Annotated in this window: 28 protein-coding genes; all 28 read right to left on the bottom strand. The window is 39.0% G+C overall.

From position 1 onward, the window contains the following. Positions 1–85: 85 nt before the first annotated feature. The 28 genes from fba to rpmD all read right to left on the bottom strand — a co-directional run bounded on the left by fba (position 86) and on the right by rpmD (position 24,250). Positions 86–949: a class II fructose-1,6-bisphosphate aldolase gene (gene fba / locus BO15_RS0105685; protein WP_033153129.1), complete on the bottom strand. Its 864-nt coding sequence runs from the start codon at positions 947–949 to the stop codon at positions 86–88. Between the two features lie 76 nt (positions 950–1,025). After that, complete coding sequence (locus BO15_RS0105680) at positions 1,026–1,919, bottom strand: diacylglycerol/lipid kinase family protein (RefSeq protein ID WP_033153127.1); 894 nt, start codon at positions 1,917–1,919, stop codon at positions 1,026–1,028. Between the two features lie 18 nt (positions 1,920–1,937). Then, entirely contained in the window at positions 1,938–2,186 is a 249-nt protein-coding gene (locus BO15_RS0105675; protein ID WP_033153126.1) for an HPr family phosphocarrier protein, read from the bottom strand. Positions 2,187–2,228: 42 nt separating this feature from the next. Next, a complete protein-coding gene (gene whiA / locus BO15_RS0105670; RefSeq protein WP_033153124.1) occupies positions 2,229–3,071 on the bottom strand; it encodes a DNA-binding protein WhiA in 843 nt (280 codons plus the stop codon). Then, on the bottom strand, positions 3,072–3,944 hold the full coding sequence (rapZ, locus tag BO15_RS0105665; protein WP_033153122.1) for an RNase adapter RapZ: 873 nt from the start codon (positions 3,942–3,944) through the stop codon (positions 3,072–3,074). It lies immediately after the preceding gene. Beyond that, on the bottom strand, positions 3,941–4,867 hold the full coding sequence (gene murB, locus BO15_RS0105660) for a UDP-N-acetylmuramate dehydrogenase (RefSeq protein WP_033153120.1): 927 nt from the start codon (positions 4,865–4,867) through the stop codon (positions 3,941–3,943). Before murB ends, rapZ begins: the two co-directional genes overlap by 4 nt. After that, positions 4,860–6,257, bottom strand: a complete 1,398-nt coding sequence (locus BO15_RS0105655) for an aminopeptidase (protein ID WP_033153118.1) — start codon at positions 6,255–6,257, stop codon at positions 4,860–4,862. The genes murB and BO15_RS0105655 overlap by 8 nt, the downstream gene beginning before the upstream one ends. A 15-nt stretch (positions 6,258–6,272) precedes the next feature. After that, positions 6,273–7,202 carry an HPr(Ser) kinase/phosphatase gene (gene hprK / locus BO15_RS0105650; protein WP_033153116.1) on the bottom strand — a complete coding sequence of 310 codons (930 nt, stop codon included), beginning with the start codon at positions 7,200–7,202 and terminating at the stop codon, positions 6,273–6,275. Positions 7,203–7,233: 31 nt separating this feature from the next. Then, positions 7,234–9,105: an excinuclease ABC subunit UvrC gene (uvrC, locus tag BO15_RS0105645; RefSeq protein WP_033153114.1), complete on the bottom strand. Its 1,872-nt coding sequence runs from the start codon at positions 9,103–9,105 to the stop codon at positions 7,234–7,236. Between the two features lie 5 nt (positions 9,106–9,110). After that, a complete protein-coding gene (ftsH, locus tag BO15_RS0105640) occupies positions 9,111–11,114 on the bottom strand; it encodes an ATP-dependent zinc metalloprotease FtsH (protein ID WP_052169790.1) in 2,004 nt (667 codons plus the stop codon). Positions 11,115–11,246: 132 nt separating this feature from the next. Then, entirely contained in the window at positions 11,247–12,044 is a 798-nt protein-coding gene (locus tag BO15_RS0105635) for an ABC transporter ATP-binding protein (RefSeq protein ID WP_033153112.1), read from the bottom strand. Further along, on the bottom strand, positions 12,044–12,967 hold the full coding sequence (locus BO15_RS0105630; RefSeq protein ID WP_033153110.1) for an ABC transporter permease: 924 nt from the start codon (positions 12,965–12,967) through the stop codon (positions 12,044–12,046). The genes BO15_RS0105635 and BO15_RS0105630 overlap by 1 nt, the downstream gene beginning before the upstream one ends. A gap of 73 nt (positions 12,968–13,040) precedes the next feature. Next, positions 13,041–14,078, bottom strand: coding sequence for an ABC transporter substrate-binding protein (locus BO15_RS0105625; RefSeq protein WP_033153108.1), 1,038 nt, complete (start codon positions 14,076–14,078; stop codon positions 13,041–13,043). Between the two features lie 98 nt (positions 14,079–14,176). Then, positions 14,177–14,956 carry a glucose 1-dehydrogenase gene (locus BO15_RS0105620; RefSeq protein ID WP_033153106.1) on the bottom strand — a complete coding sequence of 260 codons (780 nt, stop codon included), beginning with the start codon at positions 14,954–14,956 and terminating at the stop codon, positions 14,177–14,179. A gap of 125 nt (positions 14,957–15,081) precedes the next feature. After that, positions 15,082–16,446 (bottom strand): MATE family efflux transporter, encoded by a 1,365-nt coding sequence (locus BO15_RS0105615; RefSeq protein ID WP_033153102.1) that lies wholly within the window; start codon positions 16,444–16,446, stop codon positions 15,082–15,084. Positions 16,447–16,625: 179 nt separating this feature from the next. Next, positions 16,626–17,150 (bottom strand): bL17 family ribosomal protein, encoded by a 525-nt coding sequence (locus BO15_RS0105610; RefSeq protein ID WP_033153100.1) that lies wholly within the window; start codon positions 17,148–17,150, stop codon positions 16,626–16,628. 136 nt (positions 17,151–17,286) lie between these two features. Further along, on the bottom strand, positions 17,287–18,246 hold the full coding sequence (locus BO15_RS0105605) for a DNA-directed RNA polymerase subunit alpha (RefSeq protein ID WP_033153098.1): 960 nt from the start codon (positions 18,244–18,246) through the stop codon (positions 17,287–17,289). Positions 18,247–18,420: 174 nt separating this feature from the next. Then, complete coding sequence (gene rpsD, locus BO15_RS0105600; RefSeq protein WP_033153092.1) at positions 18,421–19,014, bottom strand: 30S ribosomal protein S4; 594 nt, start codon at positions 19,012–19,014, stop codon at positions 18,421–18,423. Positions 19,015–19,030: 16 nt separating this feature from the next. Continuing rightward, complete coding sequence (gene rpsK / locus BO15_RS0105595) at positions 19,031–19,423, bottom strand: 30S ribosomal protein S11 (RefSeq protein ID WP_015548335.1); 393 nt, start codon at positions 19,421–19,423, stop codon at positions 19,031–19,033. A gap of 35 nt (positions 19,424–19,458) precedes the next feature. Then, positions 19,459–19,827 (bottom strand): 30S ribosomal protein S13, encoded by a 369-nt coding sequence (rpsM, locus tag BO15_RS0105590; RefSeq protein ID WP_033153091.1) that lies wholly within the window; start codon positions 19,825–19,827, stop codon positions 19,459–19,461. Between the two features lie 204 nt (positions 19,828–20,031). After that, entirely contained in the window at positions 20,032–20,145 is a 114-nt protein-coding gene (rpmJ, locus tag BO15_RS0105585; RefSeq protein ID WP_004604068.1) for a 50S ribosomal protein L36, read from the bottom strand. 126 nt (positions 20,146–20,271) lie between these two features. Next, positions 20,272–20,490, bottom strand: a complete 219-nt coding sequence (gene infA / locus BO15_RS0105580) for a translation initiation factor IF-1 (protein WP_015548337.1) — start codon at positions 20,488–20,490, stop codon at positions 20,272–20,274. Further along, a complete protein-coding gene (locus BO15_RS0105575; RefSeq protein WP_033153089.1) occupies positions 20,483–20,749 on the bottom strand; it encodes a hypothetical protein in 267 nt (88 codons plus the stop codon). Before BO15_RS0105575 ends, infA begins: the two co-directional genes overlap by 8 nt. Next, positions 20,740–21,540: a type I methionyl aminopeptidase gene (map, locus tag BO15_RS0105570; RefSeq protein WP_033153088.1), complete on the bottom strand. Its 801-nt coding sequence runs from the start codon at positions 21,538–21,540 to the stop codon at positions 20,740–20,742. Before map ends, BO15_RS0105575 begins: the two co-directional genes overlap by 10 nt. A gap of 1 nt (position 21,541) precedes the next feature. Then, positions 21,542–22,186, bottom strand: a complete 645-nt coding sequence (locus tag BO15_RS0105565; protein ID WP_033153087.1) for an adenylate kinase — start codon at positions 22,184–22,186, stop codon at positions 21,542–21,544. Positions 22,187–22,287: 101 nt separating this feature from the next. Further along, entirely contained in the window at positions 22,288–23,604 is a 1,317-nt protein-coding gene (gene secY, locus BO15_RS0105560; RefSeq protein WP_033153086.1) for a preprotein translocase subunit SecY, read from the bottom strand. Then, entirely contained in the window at positions 23,604–24,047 is a 444-nt protein-coding gene (gene rplO, locus BO15_RS0105555) for a 50S ribosomal protein L15 (RefSeq protein WP_033153085.1), read from the bottom strand. Before rplO ends, secY begins: the two co-directional genes overlap by 1 nt. 17 nt (positions 24,048–24,064) lie before the next feature. After that, positions 24,065–24,250, bottom strand: coding sequence for a 50S ribosomal protein L30 (rpmD, locus tag BO15_RS0105550; RefSeq protein WP_015548343.1), 186 nt, complete (start codon positions 24,248–24,250; stop codon positions 24,065–24,067). Positions 24,251–24,259 lie beyond the last annotated feature (9 nt).

The raw sequence follows: 24,259 nt of genomic DNA, 5'->3' as shown, positions 1-24,259 counted from the left end.
ACATATATAAAGAAAGACAATCAGCAAGGATCCCCACCGATTGTCTTCCATAAAGCTCATAAGAAAGCTAAATCGGGCAAACCGATTAAGCCTTTCCAACTGAACCGAAAAGTTCCATCTTTTCTTTAACTGTTGCCTTGATAGCATCTGTACCAGGAGCTAAAAGCTTACGTGGATCGAAGCCCTTACCCTCAAGGTCCTTACCAGCCTCAATATATTTACGTGTAGCGTCAGCAAATGAAAGCTGGCACTCTGTGTTAACGTTGATCTTTGAAACACCAAGCTCGATAGCCTTCTTGATCATATCAGCTGGGATACCTGTACCACCGTGAAGTACGAGTGGCATAGCACCTGTCTTCTGCTGAATAGCATCAAGTGTCTCGAAAGAAAGTCCCTGCCAGTTCTCTGGGTACTTACCGTGGATGTTACCGATACCTGCTGCAAGCATATCTACACCAAGGTCAGCGATTGTCTTGCACTCGTTAGGATCAGCGCACTCGCCCATACCTACAACACCATCTTCTTCACCACCGATTGAACCAACTTCGCACTCGATAGAAAGGCCAAGTCCGTGAGCAACATTAACAAGCTCTGTAGACTTTGCAAGGTTCTCCTCGAATGGATAGTGTGAACCATCAAACATGATTGATGTGAAACCAGCTTTGATGCACTTGTAGCATCCTTCGTATGTACCATGATCAAGGTGAAGTGCTACAGGAACTGTAATTCCGAGCTCCTCGTCCATAGCCTTAACCATAGCAGCTACTGTACCGAAGCCTGTCATGTACTTACCAGCACCCTCAGATACACCAAGGATTACAGGTGAGTTAAGCTCCTGAGCTGTAAGAAGAATGGCTTTTGTCCACTCAAGGTTATTAATGTTGAACTGACCAACTGCATAGTGGCCTGCTTTTGCTTTATCAAGCATTTCTTTTGCAGAAACTAACATAATTATATCCTCCATATAATCGTTTTTGGGTTCTAAAGAACCCCATCTACCGCAAATTTTAACATAACGTAAAATTCTATTCAATAGCTATTTCAAGGGCACTGTTCTCGTCTACGACGCTAACAACCTTGTGATTACCACCGAATTCTCCGTCCAATGTCCATGGGACATCTTCACTACATGTAAACTTAATTTCGCTAGTTTGGAAACTGTATACCATCTCTGAATCTGGAATAATACCAGTCATAAAGCCTAGGATTTCATTAAGCTCCATTGGATTACGAGGCATTTTGATTAATGTAGCTTCAAACACACCATCGTTTAATCCAATATTTCCTCTTATGATACCCTGAAAACCACCGACAGACTTAGAATTTGTAATCATGCCGTATATAAATTCATCATATATAACATTGCCATCGTATTCCACCTGCATGCGGAATGATGGGATATCGCGAAGCTGCTTTGCACCTTCGATTATATATGCGGCATGCCCCAAAAGATTTTTCAAATCCTGTGATGTAGCATAAGAAACTTCTGTAAAAATACCAAATGCAGCCACATATACAAATGAATCTGAATTGAATCTACCTATATCACATGGAAATAGTTTATCAGAAACACTAATCTGCGCTGCATTTAACATGTTCTTATCTATACCAAGTGAATTTCCAAAATCGTTTGTAGAACCAGCTGGAATATACCCAATTGGTTTTCTTTCTGATGGATCTAACTGCATCATACCAGTAACCACTTCATCAAGTGTTCCATCACCACCAGAGCAAACGATTCTATCGAAATTCTTGGACTGTTCTATTGTCTGTCTTGTTGCATCGCCACCAGCCTGTGTAATGTGTACACTAACCTGATAGCCAGCCTTAATCATTATATCCAGAATGTCAGCCAGATGTTCTTTTATCTGCCCTTTACCAGAGCGTGGATTGATAATAAATAATAATCTTTTTGACATATATCCCTCGATAATAATTTATTTTGTAAGGAAATCAGCAAGTTCTGTGACAGCCTTTTCTTCATCATCTCCTGTAGCATCAATAACTACCTTTGATCCTGAAGCTAATACCAAACTCATCATACCCATAATACTTTTAGCATTAACCTTCTTTTCATCCATCTCAAAATAGATTGAGCTTGCAAACTGGTTAGCTAACTGCACAAGGTGTGCTATTGGTGTAGCTTCCATTGAATTTGACATCTGAATAGTAACTTCTTTCTGCATGACGTCCTCCTGAAAAACTAAATAAAACCTATTGCTGGTATGCTATAACTGTTCTGCCATTTGAACCAGCTTTTTCAATCGATGATTAACCCCTGACTTGCCTATAGGTGGATCTAAGTACTGTCCTAAGGCTCCTAGCGGTGTGTCTGGATTATCAAGTCTGACTTGGGCAATTTCCTGTAGCTGCGGTGGCAATGTATCAAGCCCCACCTTTTCATCCAAAAGGCGGATTGCCTCGATTTGCCTAACAGCTGCATTAACTGTTTTGCCTATATTTGCAGTCTCGCAATTGACTTTTCGATTGATTGTGCCTCGCACTTCTTTAACTACTCTAATGTTTTCTAGTTCCATAACAGAATGAGCAGCTTCCATAACTCGTAATATTTCTACGATTTGTGCGCCCTCTTTGAGGTATACAACATATTTACCATTTCTGCTAACATATTTTGCTTCCACATCGAATGTGTTCATAACCTTTGTTAGCTGCGAAGCCATAGCTTCTTCGTTGCATACTATCTCAAAATGATATCCCTTATTAGGGTCTGAAATGGAACCAGCTGCTAAAAACGCTCCTCTTATGAATGAACGCTTGCAGCATGGCTGCTGGATAACTAAATCGTTTGCTACTTTGCTATCATCAGATAGCTTAAGCATTTTTTTAGTCTCCAATAAGACATCAGTAGACAGTGCTGTGACATCTTTTCCTATATTAAGTGTTTTATTTAATAAAGTAAAGACTTTTCTGTTTAATGGTTCATCTGAATAGTTCTGAAATGCATTTAATCCTTCCATGAGAAAAATGCCAGACATTTCAGCAACCATACAGTGACGGCTTTTAGGAATAACAGAAAAGAGTTCCTCTTTTACCTCTTTTGAAAATGACAATTATTTTCCTCTCAAAGCATCCTTGCCTATATCACGATGCTCAATTTTAAGTCCATAAGACTCATCATGATTTAGTGCCTCAAAAATCTCATCTGCCAGGCATACACTTCTGTGCTTTCCGCCTGTACATCCAACTGCAATAACAAGCTGATTTTTTCCTTCTTTTATATAGTTAGGAATCAGGAACTTGATTAAGTCAGTTGTTTTCTCTAAGAAAATCTGAGACTCCTCATATTTTAAAACGAAATCCTTAATTGGCTGGTCGTTTCCTGTAAACGGCCTAAGATCTGTATCATAGTATGGGTTAGGTAAAAATCTTACGTCAAAAACCAAATCAGCATCTTCTGGAATTCCGTACTTAAATCCAAATGAAATGATAGTTACGAAAAGGCTCTTGTAATCTGCATCATCAACAAATATCTTTTCAAGCTCTTCCTTTAACTCTCTTGTTAAAAGGTGAGTTGTGTCGATAACATAGTCTGCCTCATCACGTAAAAATCCGATTGACTCTCTTTCTTGCTGAATGCCTGCTGCAATTCTTTCTCTACCAGAAAGTGGATGATTACGTCTAGTCTCTTTGTATCGTTTAATTAATACATCATCCTCTGCATCCAAGAACAGAATAGAAAAATGTTTATTGTCGTTGTCTAATTCCTGCAAAATATCAGGCAAAAGTTTCATAGCTCTACCATTACGGACATCTATTCCAACAACAATCTTTTGGTCAAAAGCGCCATTTTCAGCCAATTCGACAACACTCTTTAACAATTGGATTGGAAGATTGTCCATGCAATAATAGCCCATATCCTCCAGCATTTTAAATGCTGTGTTTTTTCCTGCACCTGACATTCCAGTTAGAATTAATAGCTTCAATTCACGTTCCTCCCTATGATTCGAACCTCTGGAACCAAATGAACTCCAAATTTATTAAATACTTTATCATTAACATCTGACATTAATTGCAAAACTTCAGCTGCTGTTGCATCACCCTTGTTTACCACAAAACCACAATGCTTTTCTGAAACCTGAGCGCCACCAACAGTATATCCGCGCAGGCCTGCATCATCAATTAGCTTTCCTGCAAAATATCCCTCTGGTCGCTTAAAAGTAGAACCTGCACTTGGGAAATTCAGTGGTTGCTTTTCTGTGCGCTGTTTTTTAATCTCGTCAATTCTTGCCTGAATTTCTTCTGGATTTCCCGGACTGAGCTTTAGAACAGCAGAAAGAACATATCCTCCATCTTCCATTAAAGATGAATGACGATACGACATTGATAATTCCTCTGGTGTAACAGTTTTCTTTTCCAATTCTGATGTTAGGATGAGAACTGATTCAATTATGTCCTTCATTTCTCCGCCATAGGCTCCTGCATTCATGAAAACTGCACCGCCTATTGAACCTGGAATTCCTGATGCAAATTCCATTCCAGTAAGCCCTGCTTTTGCAGCTTTGTTAGCTACAGTTGAAAGCAAAGCTCCTGCTTCTACAACCACTGTATCACCATTGATTGTTATGTCATTTGATTGTTTACCAAGGGAAATAACAACACCTTCAATTCCCTCATCAGACACTAGCAAATTGCTTCCATTTCCTATAACAATAAATGGAATCTCCTGCTCTTTAAGAAATTGAATTAAAGGAATAATAGCGGCATAATCCGGCTCGATATAAATATCGGCCGGACCTCCTATTCTAAAAGTCGTGTGACTTTTCATTTCTTCCTCTAAAAGGATTAAAGATTTTGGAAATTGTGCTTTTAATTCTTCTGCTAATTTCTGGTACTTCTCATTAAGCATATTTAATAAACGCCTCGTATCCTAATAATGCTTCGTATAAATCAACCTTTGAAATAATCTCACATGGAGCGTGCATAGAAAGAACAGCAACACCTGAGTCAATTACCTGCATGTTGTAATTACCCATAATGTATGCGATTGTTCCACCGCCACCCTGGTCAACCTTACCAAGCTCAGCTGTCTGCCAGAATACATTGTCCTTGTCCATGATGTTACGTACATCAGCTACATACTCTGCAGATGCATCGTTTGAACCACTCTTACCTCTAGCGCCTGTGTACTTGTTGAATACAAGACCACGTCCAAGATATGCTGCATTGTTCTTTTCAAATGCCGATGCATAGTTTGGATCAAATGCTGCAGATACATCTGATGAAAGTACCTTGCAGTTTGTAAGGGCTCTACGAAGCTTAAGCTCTGAATAGTCTCCTGTAAGATTGTAAAGCTCTGCAAAAATATTCTCGAAGAATCTAGATTCCATACCTGTTGCGCCTACAGAACCGATTTCTTCCTTATCTACAAGAAGGCAGCATGCTGTCTTCTTTAATTTTTCTTTGCAATCAATAAGCGCCATAAATGATGAATATGCACATACTCTATCATCGTGACCATATCCTAAGATCATCGAACGATCAAAGCCAAAGTCTCTAGCTGGACCGGCTGGAACAACTTCGATTTCTGCTGAAATGAAATCCTCTTCCTCGATATCATACTTGTCCTTGAGAAGCTTGAGAACATTCTTCTTTACAGATTCCTTTTCCTTCTCACCCTTTTTATCAAAGCCTGGGATGCTTCCTACGATAACATTGAGGTCTTCACCTTCAACAACCTTTGCGCCCTTTTTGTCCATCTGGTCTGCTGCAAGGTGAATAAGTAAATCTGAAATACCAAATACTGGATCATTCTCATCTTCACCTACATTAACAGGCATTACTTCACCTGTCTTTTTAACAAGTACACCGTGAAGTGCAAGTGGAATAGTTACCCACTGGTATTTCTTGATACCACCATAATAGTGAGTGTCAAGTAATGCGATATCTGCATCCTCGTATAAAGGATTCTGCTTTAAGTCCATTCTTGGGCTATCGATATGAGCACCAAGGATGTTCATGCCAGACTCTAAATCTTCTGAACCTACGATAAATAAAGCAAGCTCCTTGCCCTTATTTACAGCGTAAACCTTATCTCCTGCTTTAAGCTTCTTGCCACTTGCAATAGCTTCATCAAGATTCTTAAATCCAGCTTTTTCTGCCTTTTCTACAAAGAATGAAACACATTCTCTTTCTGTTTTGCATGTTGATAAAAACTTTCTATAGTCTTCACCAAAGGCCATAACCTTTTTCTTATCTTTTTCTGAAGTATACTTACTCCAAGCATTCTTGCGTTCCATAAAACCTAGCATCTCCTATCCATTAATATTATTCTGAACTCGCCTGTAAAGCTCCTCGGCAGCATTATAGCCCATCTTCTTCTGACGATGGTTTACTGCGGCAGCCTCGCAAATAATAGCGAGATTTCTACCTGGTCTAATTGGAAGTGAATGACATGTTACATCAATACCAAGGATGTTCATGTATTCATCTGTCATACCAAGACGATCATATTCTTTTTCCTTTGACCAATCCTCAAGCTTAATAACTAAATCAATACGCTGCTCATCCTTTACAGCCTCAACACCATAAAGTGATTTAACATCGATAATTCCAATACCTCTAAGCTCAATAAGATACTGTGTAATCGATGGCGCTCTTCCGTATAATCTTTCGTTGTTTGGACGACGAATCTCTACAACATCGTCTGATACAAGTCTGTGACCACGACGGATAAGCTCAAGTGCAGCTTCTGATTTACCTATTCCAGATTCACCTGTGATAAGCAAGCCTTCACCATAAACATCAACTAATACACCGTGGATAGTTGTGTATGGTGCAAAGTCTTTATTCAAAGAATAAATCAAAGCTGACATAAACTCTGATGTAGCACGATCAGTTCCTAATACTGGAACCTTTGCCTTAACTGCTTCCTTAAGTAATATTTCTCCTGGCTTTTCTCCTCTGCAGAAAATTACACATGGAATATCATATGTTAATAGCTGAGCAAAGCTTTCAGCCTTCTCTTCATCTGTCTTTTTATTTAAGTATGCCGCTTCTACATTTCCAATAACCTGAATACGGCTTGAATCGAAATGCTCATAAAATCCGTGTAGCTGAAGCGCTGGTCTATTGACATCAGCAACTGTTACCTGAGCCTCTTCAAGATTGAGCTCTGGTGTGAAATTGGTAAGATTAAATCTTTCCTGTAGTGTTGCTACTGTTACAAATTTATTATTTGCCATAAAAACCTCCCATCAACTGAAAATTCATAGATTATTTTAGCTCATTTTCTGCGGAATTAATAGGGTGAAAGTAATTGTATACATTCTCTGCCGCTTCTTTGCTCATAGATTCTGTATCCATTAAATCTTCCACTGTGGCATTTGCCATTTTTTCTGCAGAAACATATTTTTTCATAAGGGCTTTTCGCCTCTTTGGACCGATTCCCTCAATATCGTCAAGAAAACTGTGAACCTGGCCTTTACTTCTAAGGCTTCGATGATATTCAATTGCAAATCGGTGTGCTTCATCCTGAAGTCTTGTGATTAACTGGAAGCCTTCAGAGTGAGTATCTATCGGTATTTCTTCGTCTCTATAGTAAAGGCCTCTCGTTCTATGATGATCATCCTTTACCATACCTGCTATAGGAATATGAAGGCCAAGTTCTGACATAACCTGCTCGGCGATATGAACCTGTCCCTTACCACCATCCATCATTATAACATCAGGAAACTTGGTAAAGCTGTCTTCGATTACGCCACCATTTTCTTCAAGTTCCTCAATTCCATGTGAAAAACGGCGTGTGAGCACTTCGTGCATGGATGCATAATCATTTGGACCTTCAACTGTTTTGATTTTGAATTTACGGTAATCTGAGCGTTTTGGCTTGCCTTTTTCAAACACTACCATGGAACCAACTGATTGGAATCCGGAAATATTTGAAATATCGTAGGCCTCCATTCTGCTTGCTCCAGGAAGTCCTAGAATATCTGCTATTTCCTTCATGGCTCCAATTGTTCTGCCCTCTTCTTTTTTTATTTTTTCTCTATCCTGATCCAAAACCATCTGAGCATTTTTAGCTGCAAGCTCCACAAGCTTTTCCTTTGCCCCACGCTTAGGCGTTCTTATGTAAACTCTAGAGCCTTTTTTATTTGTGAGCCATGTCTCGATTAATTCTGATTCAGTCATTTCAAACTGAACAAAAATTTCTCTAGGAATAAATGGTGTACCTGTGTAGTAATCCTTAAGGAAATACTCAAGCAAATCTTCATCTGTATCATCCACACGAACATTTATAAAGAAATGCTCTCTGCCAATCATTTTGCCGCCACGAATAAAGAATACCTGAACAACAGCATCTTCTTTGCCTTTAGCCATAGCGATGATATCTCTATCCTCTCCATCTAGCTGAGTAGCTTTTTGTCTTCCTGCGCAAGCCTTTACTGATTCAATCAAATCTCTGTAAAGGGCAGCCTTTTCGTAGTCCATATCCTCTGATGCCGCAAGCATTTTTCTTTGTAAATCTTTTATTGTGTCAGCATAATCTCCGTTTAAAAACTCGATTACCTTTTCTACGTTTTTACGATACTCTTCTACAGGAACATTTCCCTGACAAGGACCTAAGCACTGTCCAATATGATAATTTAAGCATGGTCTGTTTTTTCCAAAATTCTCTGGCAGTTTCTGTGAGCATGTACGTATCTTGTATAGCTTTTGAACCAACTCGATAGTGTCATGAACAGCTCCCGCAGATGTGAATGGACCGAAAAATTTGCTGCCATTCTTTTTCATCCTTCTGGAGAACAAAACCCTTGGATATGCTTCCTGTAAAGTGACCTCGATATATGGGTAAGTCTTATCGTCACGAAGCATTGTGTTATATTTCGGACGATATTCCTTTATTAAATTACATTCTAAAATAAGAGCCTCTAATTCAGAGTCAGTGACTATAAACTCGAAATAATCAATATTTGCCACCATCTGCTTTTTCTTGAGGCCCTCATCATGGCTCGGTTGAAAGTACTGTCTCACTCTGTGACGAAGGGACAACGCTTTACCTACATATATAATTTCATCATTTTTCCCGTGCATTAGATAAACTCCCGGTTGATCCGGGAGTTTACTAAGGTCTTTTTCAGTTACCATATAAATTACTCATCAAAAATACTATCTGCTACCACATTCTGTGGGTCATTAACATCATCAAAAAGACTATGTCTTTCTGGCTCTTTCTTTTCTTCTGGGTCTGGAATTCCTTTTATTTCTCTGAAGATTGACATGAATTCCTTACCTGTGATTGTCTCGTGTTCAAATAGATAGTCGGAAATCTTATCAAGACATTCCATGTTATCTGCAAGAAGCTGCTTTGCTTTTGCATAAGCATCTGTAATCATCTGAAGAACTTCTTTATCTATTTCAGCTGCTGTGTTTTCGCCACAGATTAATGATGCTCTGCCATCGAGATACTGGCTCTCTACTGTTGCAAGTCCCATCATTCCAAACTTATCAGACATACCAAATCGAGTAACCATCGCTCTGGCAATCTTTGTAGCCTGCTCGATATCATTTGCTGCTCCTGATGTATATGAGCCAAACTTAATATCTTCTGCCGCACGACCGCCCATGTAAGTAACAATCTTTGCAATTAGCTCGTCCTTGGTTTCAAGGAACTTTTCTTCTTCTGGTGTCTGAAGTGTGTATCCCAATGCTCCCATTGTTCTAGGAACAATTGTAATCTTTTGAACTGGCTCAGCATCCTTTTGTAATGCAGAAACAAGAGCATGTCCAACTTCGTGATATGAAACGATTTTACGTTCTTTCTCACTCATTGCTCTATCTTTCTTTTCCTTACCGCCGACTGCGACAAGTTCAAATGCTTCGAATAAGTCTTTTTGATTTACAAACTTACGCTTATCTTTGACTGCTAAAATTGCAGCTTCGTTGATAATGTTTGCCAAATCAGAACCAACAAGACCTACTGATGCAAGTGCAATAGCATCCAAATCAACTGTTTCATCCATCTTTACATCCTTTGCATGAACTTTGAGGATTTCAAGACGGCCCTTTTGATCAGGCTTATCTACGATGATTCGTCTATCAAAACGACCTGGACGAAGTAAAGCTTTATCAAGCACTTCTGGTCTATTTGTAGCTGCAAGAATAAGTAATCCCTTGTTAGAATCAAAACCATCCATCTCTGAAAGGAGCTGATTTAATGTCTGCTCACGCTCGTCGTTACCGCCGCCGTAATGAGCGTCACGACTCTTACCAATGGCATCAATCTCGTCGATGAAAACGATACATGGCGCTACTTTCTGAGCTTCCTTGAAAAGGTCACGAACACGTGAAGCACCAACACCAACAAACATCTCTACGAAATCAGAACCTGCAAGTGAGAAGAATGGAACTCCTGCTTCACCTGCAACTGCTTTTGCAAGAAGAGTTTTACCTGTTCCTGGAGGGCCTACTAAAAGAGCACCCTTTGGAAGCTTGGCACCAATTTCTGTATATTTACGAGGATTGTGAAGGAAGTCTACCATTTCTTGTACAGACTCCTTTGCCTCATCCTGTCCTGCTACATCCTTGAATGTAACACCTGTAGCTTTTTCCATATTGTAAAGCTTGGCATTTGATTTGCCGACTCCCATTGGGCCACCACCCATACGTTTCATAAAGAAACCAAGAAGTACCCATAACAATACAATTGGAAGTACAAATGAAAGGACATTATAGATAATTGCTGCTGTGGAGTCAGCAATTGTACCCTCGTACTCTACACCGTGCTCATCCAACTTATCAAGCAAATCATCATCACGAAGATATGCTGTATAAAGCTTGACTGATGTAGACTGGCCTGTGCTCTCGTAAATCTGCTGAAGTGCACTAGCCTCGTCAGATGACATGCCGTATGTTTCGCCTTCAACAAGAGTGATATTGATAACGTCGTTATCAAAATTTACTTCCGCAACTTTGTCGTCTTCAACAAGCTGTAAAAACTCTGTGTAAGTAATCTCCTGATTTGAATTTGAACTAGCCCCTCTATACACCATGCTAGTAAAGAAAAGTGCCACAAGCACTAGTATTCCTAATGTGTAGAAAGGCTGACGATTATTCTTTTTATCTCCACCATTTTGGTTGTTATTATTCTCGTTCACAACTGCCTCCGTTTTGTAGAAAATTCTTATATTAATTTATCATAAAATAGTGGAAAAGTAATGATTTTAATAAAATTTTAATAGATATAAAAAAGAAAACCGCCTGCTATCTTTGCAGACGGTTTTCTTATTTTACTTTGATAAGATTTCAGTATCATTAGTGAACTCTGTTCCAGATACCTCTTCAAATTTATGTAAGAGATCCTCAATTGTAAGATTCTTTTTCTCTTCTCCGGAGATATTAAGAATAACTCTGCCTTCGTTCATCATAATAAGTCGATTTCCGTAATGAATAGCATCTCTCATGTTGTGAGTTACCATCATGGCTGTAAGGTTATTCTCTTTAATCAGCATATCCGTTATTTCTAGGACTTTTGCTGCAGTCTTTGGGTCAAGAGCGGCTGTATGCTCATCTAGAAGTAACACCTTTGGCTTCTGGATAGTTGCCATAAGAAGTGTAAGGGCCTGACGTTGTCCTCCTGAAAGCAAGCCTACCTTTGCTGTAAGTCTATCTTCCAAGCCTAGATCAAGCTGTTTAAGCATTTCATGGTATCTTTCTCTTTCAGATTTTGTAACACCCCAACCTAAACCTCTAGCTTTTCCTCTGCGGGCAGCCAGGGCCATATTTTCATCAATCTGCATATTTGCTGCAGTTCCTGTCATAGGATCCTGGAAAACTCTTCCCAAATAGCGAGCACGCTTATGCTCTGGAAGTCCAGTTACATCTACACCATCTATTGATATAGAACCTGCGTCTACTGGCCATACGCCTGCAATGGCATTAAGAAATGTGGATTTTCCCGCACCATTTCCACCAATAACTGTGCAAAATTCACCTTCCTCTAAATAAAGAGATGCGCCTGATAATGCCACTTTTTCATTTATAGTTCCCGCATTAAAAGTTTTTCTGATTTTATTAGCATTAAGCATTATCGTTTACCTCCTCTTTTTGCCGCCTTAAAGAAGGAGCTATTCATTTTGTTCTTTAAATATGGCACAGCAAGGAATATAGCAACGATTATGGCTGTGAACAGCTTCATGTCGTTTGCTGGCATCTTGAGCCACAATACGAATGCAATAAAAATGTAGTAAAGAATACCGCCTACAATTACAAAGCCAAGAGCAAGCCAAAATGTGCTCTTTTTCTTGAAAAATGCATTGCATAAAACATCGCCTATAATAATGGATGCAAGGCCTATTACGATTGCACCTCTACCCATATTTACATCGGCATTACCATTGAACTGAGCAAATAAAGCGCCTGCGAAGGCTACTAATGAGTTAGATACCACCAAGCCTAATGCCTTCATAACATTTACGTTAATGCCTTGTGCTTTTGCCATAGCTGGGTTTGTTCCTGTAGCACGAAGCGCTGAACCCATTTCTGTTCCAAAAAACCAGTACATGATAGCTATTATGATTACAGCAATAACAAATACTGTCATTAGAGCATCTGTTTTATATCTAAGTGAAACAGCCAAGTTGTACTTATCAACTGAAATAGGAGTATTTGGCTGATTTTTTGCAATTCTTAAGTTGATTGAATATAGTGCCAGTTGGGTTAGGATTCCCGCCAAAATATCAGGGATTCCAAGGACTGTATGCAATACGCCTGTAATCAATCCTGCTAAGGCTCCTGCAATCAAAGCTAGGACTAATGCAAGCACCCATGAGTGACCAGATATAATTACCATTGCTGCAACAGCTCCTCCTGTAGCAAAGGAACCATCTACAGATAGATCCGCAAAATTTAATAATTTAAATGTAATATAAATGCCCAGCGCCATTATTCCATATATTATTCCCTGTGCAACTGTTCCAGGCATTCCTGCTATTAATGTTTCAATTCCCATTTTAAACTCCAAAGAGCAAGGTCAAAACTACTGACCTTGCCCCAAAATAATTATATTTTGTTGCTAAATCTTATTATTCAGCCTCTTCTTCCATTTCAATTGCAACATAATCATCTGGAAGCTCAATTCCAAGTTCTTCTGCAATTACTGGATTGTATTCCTTTGTAAAATCCGTAGCGTACTGAATCTCATATGTTGCTGGATCCTGTCCATTAACGAGGATTTCGTAAGCCATAAGACCTGCAGCATATCCAATGTCATAGTACGAAATAGAAAGTGTTGCGATACCGCATCCCTTACAGATTCCTTCCTCACCAGCGATGATAGGAACACCTGCTGTAAGTGCTACATTGTTGATTGTCTCTGCGCAGCTTGCAGCAACATTATCTGTAGGAACATACAACACGTCGCTCTCTCCGCAAGCTGTCTGTACTACTGTTGCAACGTCTGCTGAGTCAGAGAATGTGTATGCTGTTACATTGTATCCATATTCCTCAAGATATGTAGTAATCTGATTTGCCTGATATAATGAGTTATCCTCACCAGAGCAATAGATAATTCCTACTTCTTTTGCATCTGGGAAAAGTTCATTTAACATTTCTGCCTGTCCATCAAGTGGAGCTAAATCAGATGTACCAGTTACGTTGATTCCTGTTGTGCCTTCCCAATCCTTAATTCCAAGTGCTGTTCCGTAATCTGTAATAGATGTAGCTACGATAGGAATAGAGTTTGTAGCTGTTGAGCTAGCCTGCATAGCAGGTGTAGCATTTGCCATAATCAAATCAACATTATCTGAAACAAATGAATTGGCAATTGTAGCACATGTTGCTGTATCGCCAGATGCATTCTGTACGTTGATTTCTACTTGATCCCCAAGTTTTTCTTTTAAAGCATCTGAAAATCCCTCTGTAGCTGTATCAAGGGCTGGATGCTGTACTAACTGAATTACTCCTACATTGTATGTCTGATTAGCATCTTCTGTAGTTTCCTCTGTAGTTTCGGTTGTTGTGGCTGTTTCTGCTTCCTTCTGAGCGGCTGCATCTGTACCGCAACCAACCATGCTAAGAACCATTACTGACGCCAAAACTGATGCAAGTATTTTCTTCTTCATGTTTTCCCCTCCTGATTATTCTTCTTTGATGTACTTTAGCACTTTTAATCACTAAAGTCAACAAGAACAAAAATATGGGCCAAATAGGCCCATATCTATTACATACATGTATATCCACCATCAACTGGAAGAATAACGCCGTTTACATATGTACTTGCTGGAGAAGCAAGGAAAATCGCTGCTGTATCAAGCTCGCCCTCTTTACCATATCTATTAAGAGGAATCATTGTCTTTGCATATTGCTGGAAAAACTCACTATCCAATGTCTCTTTTGTAAGTGGTGTTTCAAAGTATCCTGGGCAGATAGCATTAACTGTAATTCCTTTATTTCCCCACTCAGAAGCAAGGGCCCTTGTAAGATTTACAACACCACCCTTTGCGGCATGATAAGCAGCAGCTGGAGCAATATTATTTCCAACCAATCCATACATGGAGGCAATGTTGATAATACGTCCATATCCGGCAGGAATCATAGCCTTTTTAGCAATCGCTCTAGCCATCTTAAAGCTGCCTGTTAAATCAATGGCTACTTCTCCTTCAAATTGAGCATCTTCAACATCTTCGGCTGGTGTAGCACCTGAACCTGTACCAGCATTATTAATTAAAATATCAATTCTGCCAAACTCTTTAAGGACTGTATCTACTGCGGCATTTACTTTCTCAGTATCTGTAATGTCGCAAGGTACTCCTATAGCCTTTACGCCAAATGTGTCAGAAATCTCTTTTGCCACCTCTTCGATAAGATTCTGGCGGCGGGCAACTGCTACTATATTACATCCCTGCGCTGCCAATGCCTTGGCCATCTGTACGCCAAGACCTGATGAGCACCCTGTAATAAGCGCTACTTGACCTGATAAATCAAAATACTTTTTTTCCATAAAAACTTCCTCCTTTAATTTTATGCCATTGTATCAAAATCTCAGGAAAAATGTAAAAGCATTTTCGCATAATTTTGTATTTATTTTGTATTTTTCTGACAACTTGTTTGTTAATTATCAAACTTCTATATGTGGATAACATCATCAGCTTTGTATTTGCTTGTTAATTTATTGCAACAATAATAGAAACCAGGCACTAAGAACAAGTCTGCAAACAGCCATGCTACTGGACTGGCCCATATAGCGCCACTAAAACCTATCATTGGAACCAAGGTGAATGCAACAAGAATTCTAGCAATCATTTCCATCACGCCAGCGAATACTGCAAATGTTGAATACCCCATTCCCTGAATTGCAAATCTAAATATATTTACGCCAGCCAGTAATGTATATGTAATACTATTCGCAAGCAGGAACATCCTTGCTTGTTTAATAACAATGTCTGTAGAAGTAAACAAATGTAATATTGTACTTCCACCAAAATATAGAATGATAAAAATAATTATTGCATAAATTGTACCTAACATTTGAGCCGACCATACACCTTTACGAACTCTTTGAATATCCTTTGCGCCGACATTTTGACCAGCATATGTAGCCATGGTACCGCCTAGAGCATCAAAAGGACATACCACAAACATAGATACTTTTGAACCTGCAGTCATAGAAGCTACCGCTACCGTACCAAGGCCATTAACAGCCGTCTGCAATACAACCGAGCCGATTGCGGTTATTGAATATTGCAATCCAAATGGAAGCCCCATTGATATTAATACTGCTGTGTGGTGTGGTCCAAGTTTTAAATCTGACTTTGCAAGTTTAAGAATAGGGAATTTCTTTTTCATATAAATCAGGCAGCTTATACCCGCAATAAACTGAGATATAACTGTAGCAAGTGCTGGTCCATCTACGCTCATGCCCAAAACTATAATAAATACAATATCTAATACTATGTTGATTCCAGCAGCCATAATCAAAAAGTATGTTGGCGTTTTACTATCCCCTAATGAACGCATTATACCGGCTGTAAGGTTATATAAAAATGTTACTGGTATGCCAAAAAATATAATCGAAATATAGGAATATGCCAGCTTGATAATATCATTTGGGGTTTGCATAATCTCCAATATTTGATAACAAAAGATACTTACTACTAATGTTATAACAAGAGCAAATATGCCAGAAATAATAATCGAATTTCCTACAAATTTCCGCATTGAATCATAGGATTCTGCTCCAAATCGTTGGGCAACAGGAATTGCAAATCCCGAACAGACTCCTATACAAAATCCATTAATCAAGAAGTTAATAGAACCAGTTGAACCTACTGCAGCTAGTGCACTATCTCCCAAGGTTTGACCAACTATTATGGTATCCACAAGGTTGTACATTTGTTGGAATAGAAGACCAGCAAGCATTGGAATTGAAAAACCTAGTATAAGTTTCATTGGGCTTCCTTCGGTCATTTTCTTTGTGCTATCTGCTGCCATATAATAGTCCTCCGTTTAATTTCTTTCTTGCTCTTAGAATACACCAGATTTTATTTTTAATATAGTATTTATTTTAGTATTTTATATAATATTATAGATTTTTTACACCTGTGTTTTCTCCATTAATTTTACAATAAAAAAACCAGGACTAATGTCCTGGTTTAAAAAGCAAATATATATTATACAAGCTCAAGAACTACTTCCATAGCTGCATCGCCCTTACGTGGTCCGATCTTTACGATACGTGTGTAACCACCCTTGCGGTCAACATACTTTGGAGCAATCTCATCAAATACAAAGTTAGCCATATCAACCTTGTGTGTTTCGCTCTTCTTAGCACCCTTAGCTGTTGGTGTGTAAAGAACCTGCATCATCTGACGACGAGCGTGAAGTCTTGAAGGAGAATCCTTCTTAATCTTCTTGTCAACTGTATCGTATACAGTTACCTTCTTGCCATCAACAACTTCCTTTACTCTCTTACCATCTTTGTCCTTGCGTGCTACCTTAGCCTGAACTGTAACTTCTTCGAAGTTATCCTTTTCCTTAACACCAAGTGTGATGATGTGCTCAGCAATCTTCTTTACTTCCTTAGCCTTAGCCTCAGTTGTAACGATCTTGCCGTGATAAAGAAGCTCTGTTACCTGGTTTCTTAAAAGAGCTTTTCTCTGTGATGATGTTCTGCTTAATTTTCTGTACTTTGCCATTTCTTTTCTCCTTATAACTGGCGTTACAGGTGCTCATCGGTCTTATCCCGTAACTTGATTAATGGAAAGGCATGCGCGACAGTGCTCATCGGTCTTATCCGTCACGTATTATTTCCTGTTACTATATGCTTTCGAACTAGTCTTCTACCATTCTAAGTGAAAGACCAAGCTCGCTAAGCTTCTGCTCTACTTCTTCCATAGACTTGCGACCAAGGTTACGAACCTTCATCATGTCATCTGGTGACTTGTCGCAAAGCTCTGCTACTGTGTTGATACCAGCTCTCTTTAAGCAGTTGTATGAACGAACTGAAAGCTCAAGCTCATCAATGCTCATTTCAAGAGTCTTACCTGTTGTATCATCAGGCTTGTCAGCGATAACGCTAAGATCCTGAGCAGCATCTGAAAGGTTAACAAATAAATTTAAGTGCTCGCTGAGTACCTTTGCAGCCATAGAAACGGCTTCATCTGGACCCATTGTGCCATTTGTATATACATCAAGTGTAAGCTTGTCATAATCTGTAACCTGGCCTACACGAGTGTCCTCAACTGTCATATTTACACGCTCAACTGGTGTGTAAATTGAGTCAACTGCAATCTTACCGATTGGAGTATCTGGAGTTTTGTTCTTATCTGCAGAGATGTATCCACGATTCTTTGTAATTGTAAGCTCCATGTAAAGCTTGCAATCATTACCACCATTAAGATGTGCAATAACAAGATCAGGATTGATAATCTCGATATCAGAGTCAACCTGGATATCAGCAGCTGTAACAACTCCCTCTCCCTCGAACTCAATATATGCTGTCTTTGGCTCATCTGAAGAGCTATTATTTCTAATAGCAAGCTCCTTGATGTTCATTACGATTTCAGTAACATCCTCTTTTACACCTGGAATGGCACTGAACTCATGAAGAACGCCTTCAATCTTTATCTGGCTAACTGCAGCTCCTGGCAGAGACGAAAGCATAATTCTACGAAGTGAATTACCAAGTGTTATACCATATCCTCTCTCAAGGGGTTCAACAACGAATCTGCCGTATTTTTTGTCCTCAGAAATCTCTACGATTTCAATATTTGGGTTTTCAAAATTTAACACTACATTGCCTCCTTATTTCATAAATTATGAAACTTAATGTACTAGACTCTAAAAAAGGAATATTTAATAAATATTCCATCAGATTACTTATTGCCACATAGTAAAATTGTAACAAATCGCACTTATACAAGCAAGCTTGTATAAGTGCTTTTTGTAAACATTTACTAATAATTATTATTTTGAATATAACTCGACGATAAGCATCTCGTCTACTGGTACATCAATCTGCTCTCTATTAGGAAGCTCTTTAACTGTACCCTTAAGGTTCTCAGCATCAACATCAACCCACTCTGGAGTTGTTCTACCAGCTGTAACCTCTGCGATATCCTTGAATCTCTGAAGGCTCTTTGACTTCTCGCGAACTTCGATAACGTCGCCTGCCTTTACAAGATATGAAGGAACATTTACTGGCTTGCCGTTTACAAGGAACATCTTGTGATCAACAACCTGACGAGCTTCTTTTCTTGTACGAGCGAATCCCATACGGAATACTACGTTATCAAGACGGCTCTCAAGCATTGTCATAAGGTTTTCACCTGTCATACCCTTCTGACGGTCAGCCTTCTCATAATAATTACGGAAAGGCTTCTCAAGTACGCCATAAATGAACTTAGCCTTCTGCTTCTCCTGAAGCTGAAGAGCGTACTCAGACTTCTTGCCTCTTCCTCTATTCTTCTGTCTACGTGACTTTTTATCATATCCTAAAAATGTAGGATCTAAATCAAGAGATCTACATCTTTTAAGAACTGGTGTCTTATTAACTGCCATTAGATTTCCCTCCTAATTAGACTCTTCTACGCTTTGGTGGACGACATCCGTTATGTGGAACTGGAGTAACATCCTTGATTGTAAGAACCTGTACGCCGTTTGCATCGATCGCTCTGATTGCAGCTTCACGTCCTGAACCTGGTCCCTTTACGAATACATCTACACTCTTTAAACCGTGAACTAATGCAGCCTTAACTGCTGTCTCTGCTGCCATCTGTGCAGCATAAGGAGTAGATTTCCTTGAACCTCTAAATCCTAGACCACCAGCACTTGCCCATGAAAGAGCGTTACCCTGAGCATCTGTAATAGTAACGATAGTATTATTGAAAGATGCCTGAACATGTACCTGTCCGTGTTCAACGTTTTTCTTTACACGCTTTTTTGTTGTCTTCTTTGCAACTTTAGCCATAATTAAACTAACCTACTTTCTTTCTATGAATATAATTACTTCTTCTTATTTGCTACTGTACGCTTTGGACCCTTGCGAGTACGAGCGTTTGTCTTAGTCTTCTGTCCACGAACAGGAAGACCCTTTCTATGACGGATACCTCTATAGCATCCGATTTCCTGAAGTCTCTTAATATCAAGAGCAACTTCTCTTCTAAGATCACCTTCTACAGTCATAGTTTCGTCGATAACTGTGCTAATCTTCTTAACTTCTTCGTCAGTTAAATCCTTAACACGTGTGTTAGGATCTACACCAGCTGCTTCAAGAATCTTGTTTGAGCTTACTCTACCGATTCCGTAAATGTAAGTTAAACCAATTTCAATTCTCTTGTCTCTTGGTAAATCTACACCTGCAATACGAGCCATGTGTGTTTACACCTCCATAAATTTCTACTATTAATAAGCGATATAAGTAATACAGCTCCGATTGCTCGGCCTGAAATGTGTGTACACCCATATCTGGAACAAATTGGCCTCGGTATGATAGGCCTATTTATTATGAACAGCCTAAATTAGATACTCTTTAGACTGCAGCCGCACATAATAAAATGCTACATAAACAAACAGGAATTAACCCTGACGCTGCTTATGCTTTGGGTTCTCGCAGATAATACGAATGCTACCCTTTCTTTTGATGACCTTGCACTTCTCGCACATAGGCTTTACAGAAGATCTTACTTTCACGATTTTCCTCCTTTCCATGCCCTTTTATTCAAAGGTTGTGGTCAATCTATATTTGAACATCTTAAAAACGTCCGTTTAATAGTATACCGGGCGTTTTAATGTATGTCAACAAATTTTTAATTATTTTTATTTATCTCTCCAAATAATTCTTCCCTTAGAAAGATCATATGGACTCATTTCAATTGTAACCTTATCTCCAGGTAAGATACGGATGTAATTCTGTCTCAACTTACCACTGATATGAGCAAGAATCTGGTGACCATTTTCAAGCTCTACCTTAAACATAGCATTAGGAAGCTTTTCTACTACAACTCCCTCAACTTCAATAACATCTGCCTTAGACATCTTTGTTCCTCCTATTATAAACTTTAAGAATTCTTTTTATTGATACATCATCTAATGTTTTAATATCCTTTACTTCCTCTAAAACATCAGACGGAATATTTTTTATTAGCTGTAAATGAATTTTCTTTTTCTTTTTAGGCTTGGCAACCAATTTAGTTGTTCCATTTACAAGATAACAATACTCATCATCATCTTTGAGGACCAAGTATACCTGTTTCTTGTCATGTCCAGCCTTTGATGTTGCAAGCATTAAATCCATTTATTTCCCTCCGGATTTGCAAGTTCTGTAGGTGTAAGTGTTAAGATTTCTGGAGCACCATCAGTAATAACAATTGTATTTTCGTAGTGAGCAGATAATGACTCGTCCATTGTAACAACAGTCCATTCATCATCCATCCAAGCTACATCACAGCTACCTGCATTAATCATTGGTTCTACAGCAAGTGTCATACCTTTGATTAGTTTGGGACCTCTTCTAAATCTACGTCTGAAGTTTGGAATCTCTGGCGCTTCATGAAGCGAAGTACCAATACCATGTCCAACTAAGTCCCTAACTACTCCGTAACCAAAACTCTCTGCATAATCACCAATTGCACCTGATATATCATATAGATGATTACCAGCAGTAGCAAATTTCATACCTTGAAAGAAAGACTGACGTGTTCTTTCAATAAGAAGTCTTGCTTCTTCACTGATTTCTCCAACACCAACTGTACGAGCTGCATCGCTATGATAACCTTTGTAAAGCACTCCAGTATCCAAACTAACAATATCTCCATTTACAAGGATATGATCATCAGTAGGAATACCGTGAACAACTTCATCATTTACAGATACACACACACTTGCTGGATATCCATAAAGTCCTTTGAAGTTTGGCTCACATCCATAGCTTCTGATTACCTCTTCACCAAGTCGATCTACATCTAATGTAGACATTCCTTCGTGAATTTCTTTAGCTAAAGTTTCATGAACCTGCGCTAATATCTTACCAGCTTCACGCATCAATTGAATTTCTTCATCAGTTTTAATAGTTATAACTTCTGACATCTTAAGCTCCTAAAATAGCAGTGATATCCTCAAAAACCTTTTCCATAGGCTGAGTCCCATCAACAGACTTCAAAATGTCCTTACCCTTATAGTACTCAATAAGTGGCTGTGTCTGATCATGATAAACATCAAGTCTCTTCTTTACTGTCTCTGGCTTATCATCATCTCTTAATACTAACTGGCTACCGCATGTATCGCATACGCCCTCCTTCTTAGGTGGAATAGAAACGATATGATATGTAGCACCACAGTTTAAACATGCTCTACGACCTGACATTCTATTGATAATATTCTCATCTGGAACATCTACATCGATAGCATAATCCATTGACTGTCCAATCTTAGTAAGTGCAGCATCAAGTGCTTCTGCCTGAGGAATAGTTCTTGGGAATCCGTCTAATACAAATCCGTTCTTAGCATCATCCTGTGCAATGCGGTCCATTACAAGATCACAAGTAAGTTCATCTGGAACAAGCAAACCCTGATCCATGTATTCCTTTGCCTTTTTTCCAAGTTCAGTACCATTTTTAATGTTGGCACGGAATATATCACCTGTAGAAATGTGAGGAATTGAATACTTAGCAGCAATCTGCTTTGCCTGTGTTCCTTTGCCTGCACCAGGTGCACCTAACATAATAATCTTCATTCAACAAACCCTCCTGCTTAGATGTTTTGTAAAAAATTCTATAAAAAACACCTTAAGAGATACGCGAAAATCACGTATCTCCCTCAGTGTCAAAATGACAATTAGTCATTTAAAAATCCTTTATAATTACGAACCATCATCTGTGATTCAACCTGCTTTAATGTTTCTACGATAACACCAACAATAATGATGATTGATGTACCACCAAATGAAACACTAGCGCCAACCAAACCGTTAAAGACGATAGGAAGTAATGCTACGATTGAAAGACCAATTGCTCCAATAAAAATAACATGCTTTAAGATTGCTGTTAAATAATCTGAAGTAGGTTTTCCTGGTCGTATACCTGGAATAAATCCACCTGAACGCTTAAGGTTCTCTGCAATTTCCAAAGGATTGAATGTAATCTCTGTATAGAAATATGCAAAACCAATAATAAGTAATACGTAAACAAGTGCTCCAATTGTATAAATCCAATTTGAAGGATTGAACCAATTAGACTGACTCATTCCACTTAAAATCTTTCCCCAAACACCACTTGGCTGCTTGTTCAATAACTGAACAATCATAACAGGTGTCTGAAGTAATGACTGAGCGAAGATGACAGGGATAACACCAGCAGTGTTAACTCTCATAGGGATGATTGATGAATTGCCACCAACCTGTCTTCTTCCCTGAATCTTATTTGAATATTGAACTGGAATACGTCTCTCTGCGCTCTGGAGTATAACAACGAATACAACAAGAGCAATAATTATTGCAGCTATAATAACTGCAGCTAATACTGCCTTTGGAATCGTTTTTCCAGCCATAAATTGCTCATAGAGCTTTGTTAAATCAGAAGGGATACGGCTAATGATATTAATAGTAAGAACTATAGAAATACCATTACCAATACCCTTTTCTGTAATTCTCTCACCAATCCACATAAGTACTGCAGATCCAGCTGTAAGTGCTACAACAACAAGTACATAGTTGAGGAATGGAACTGAATACGTTACTAAATAACCACTTCTTCCAAAACCAACTGCCATTGCGATAGACTCACCAAGTGCTAAGGCGATTGTAAGATAACGAGTAATCTGTGTCATCTTCTTTCTACCCTGTTCACCATCACGCTGCATCTCTTCTAACTTAGGAAATGCAATTGTAAGCAACTGCATAATGATAGAAGATGTAATGTATGGAGTGATGTTCAATGCGAAAACTGACATTGATGAGAATGAACCACCAGTGATTGAATCAAAAAAGTTCAATGCACTATCACTATCCGCGAAGAGACTGCTAAAGGCATTGCCATTGATGCCAGGCACTGGAAGCAAGCTTCCAAGCCTAACAACAATAAGCATTAAAAATGTAAAACCAATTCGTCTTCTTAAATCTTTAATTTTAAAAGCATCGCGTAGTGTCTGAAACATTAGATCACCTCTGCAGTTCCGCCTAAGGCTTCAATCTTCTCCTTTGCGCTAGCACTAAAAGCGTTTGCCTGTACGTTGAGCTTCTTTGTAAGCTCACCACCGCCAAGAATCTTAACGCCATCGCGAGGGTTCTTGATGATACCACTCTCAACGAGTGTATCAACTGTTACAGTAGCACCATTATCAAATCTCTCTAAATAAGAAACATTGATACCAACGATTTCCTTTGTATTTCTATTCTTGAAACCACGCTTAGGAAGACGTCTGTATAAAGGCATCTGTCCACCTTCGAATCCAAGTCTAATGCTTCCGCCTGAACGAGCCTTCTGTCCCTTATGACCCTTACCAGCAGTCTTGCCATTACCTGAACCGTGACCACGGCCTCTTCTGAAATTATCACTATGCTTTGAGCCTTCTGCTGGCTGTAAGTTAGATAAATCCATTATGGCACCTCCTTCTATTAAATTTCTTCAACTTTTACTAAGTGATTGACCATTCTAAGCATTCCTCGAACGCTGTCGTTGTCAGGAAGCTCAACAGTCTTGTTGACCTTTCTAAGGCCAAGTGCTTCTACAGTCTTCTTGTTCTTTGGAACAGCACCGATTGTAGACTTTACGAGTGTTACTCTTAACTTCTTCTCTGCCATTTACCTTTC

Source organism: Pseudobutyrivibrio ruminis HUN009 (assembly GCF_000703005.1).
Taxonomy (GTDB): domain Bacteria; phylum Bacillota; class Clostridia; order Lachnospirales; family Lachnospiraceae; genus Pseudobutyrivibrio; species Pseudobutyrivibrio ruminis_A.
Note: the sequence above shows the minus strand (reverse complement) of the source record. Positions and strands in the feature narration are given on the sequence as shown.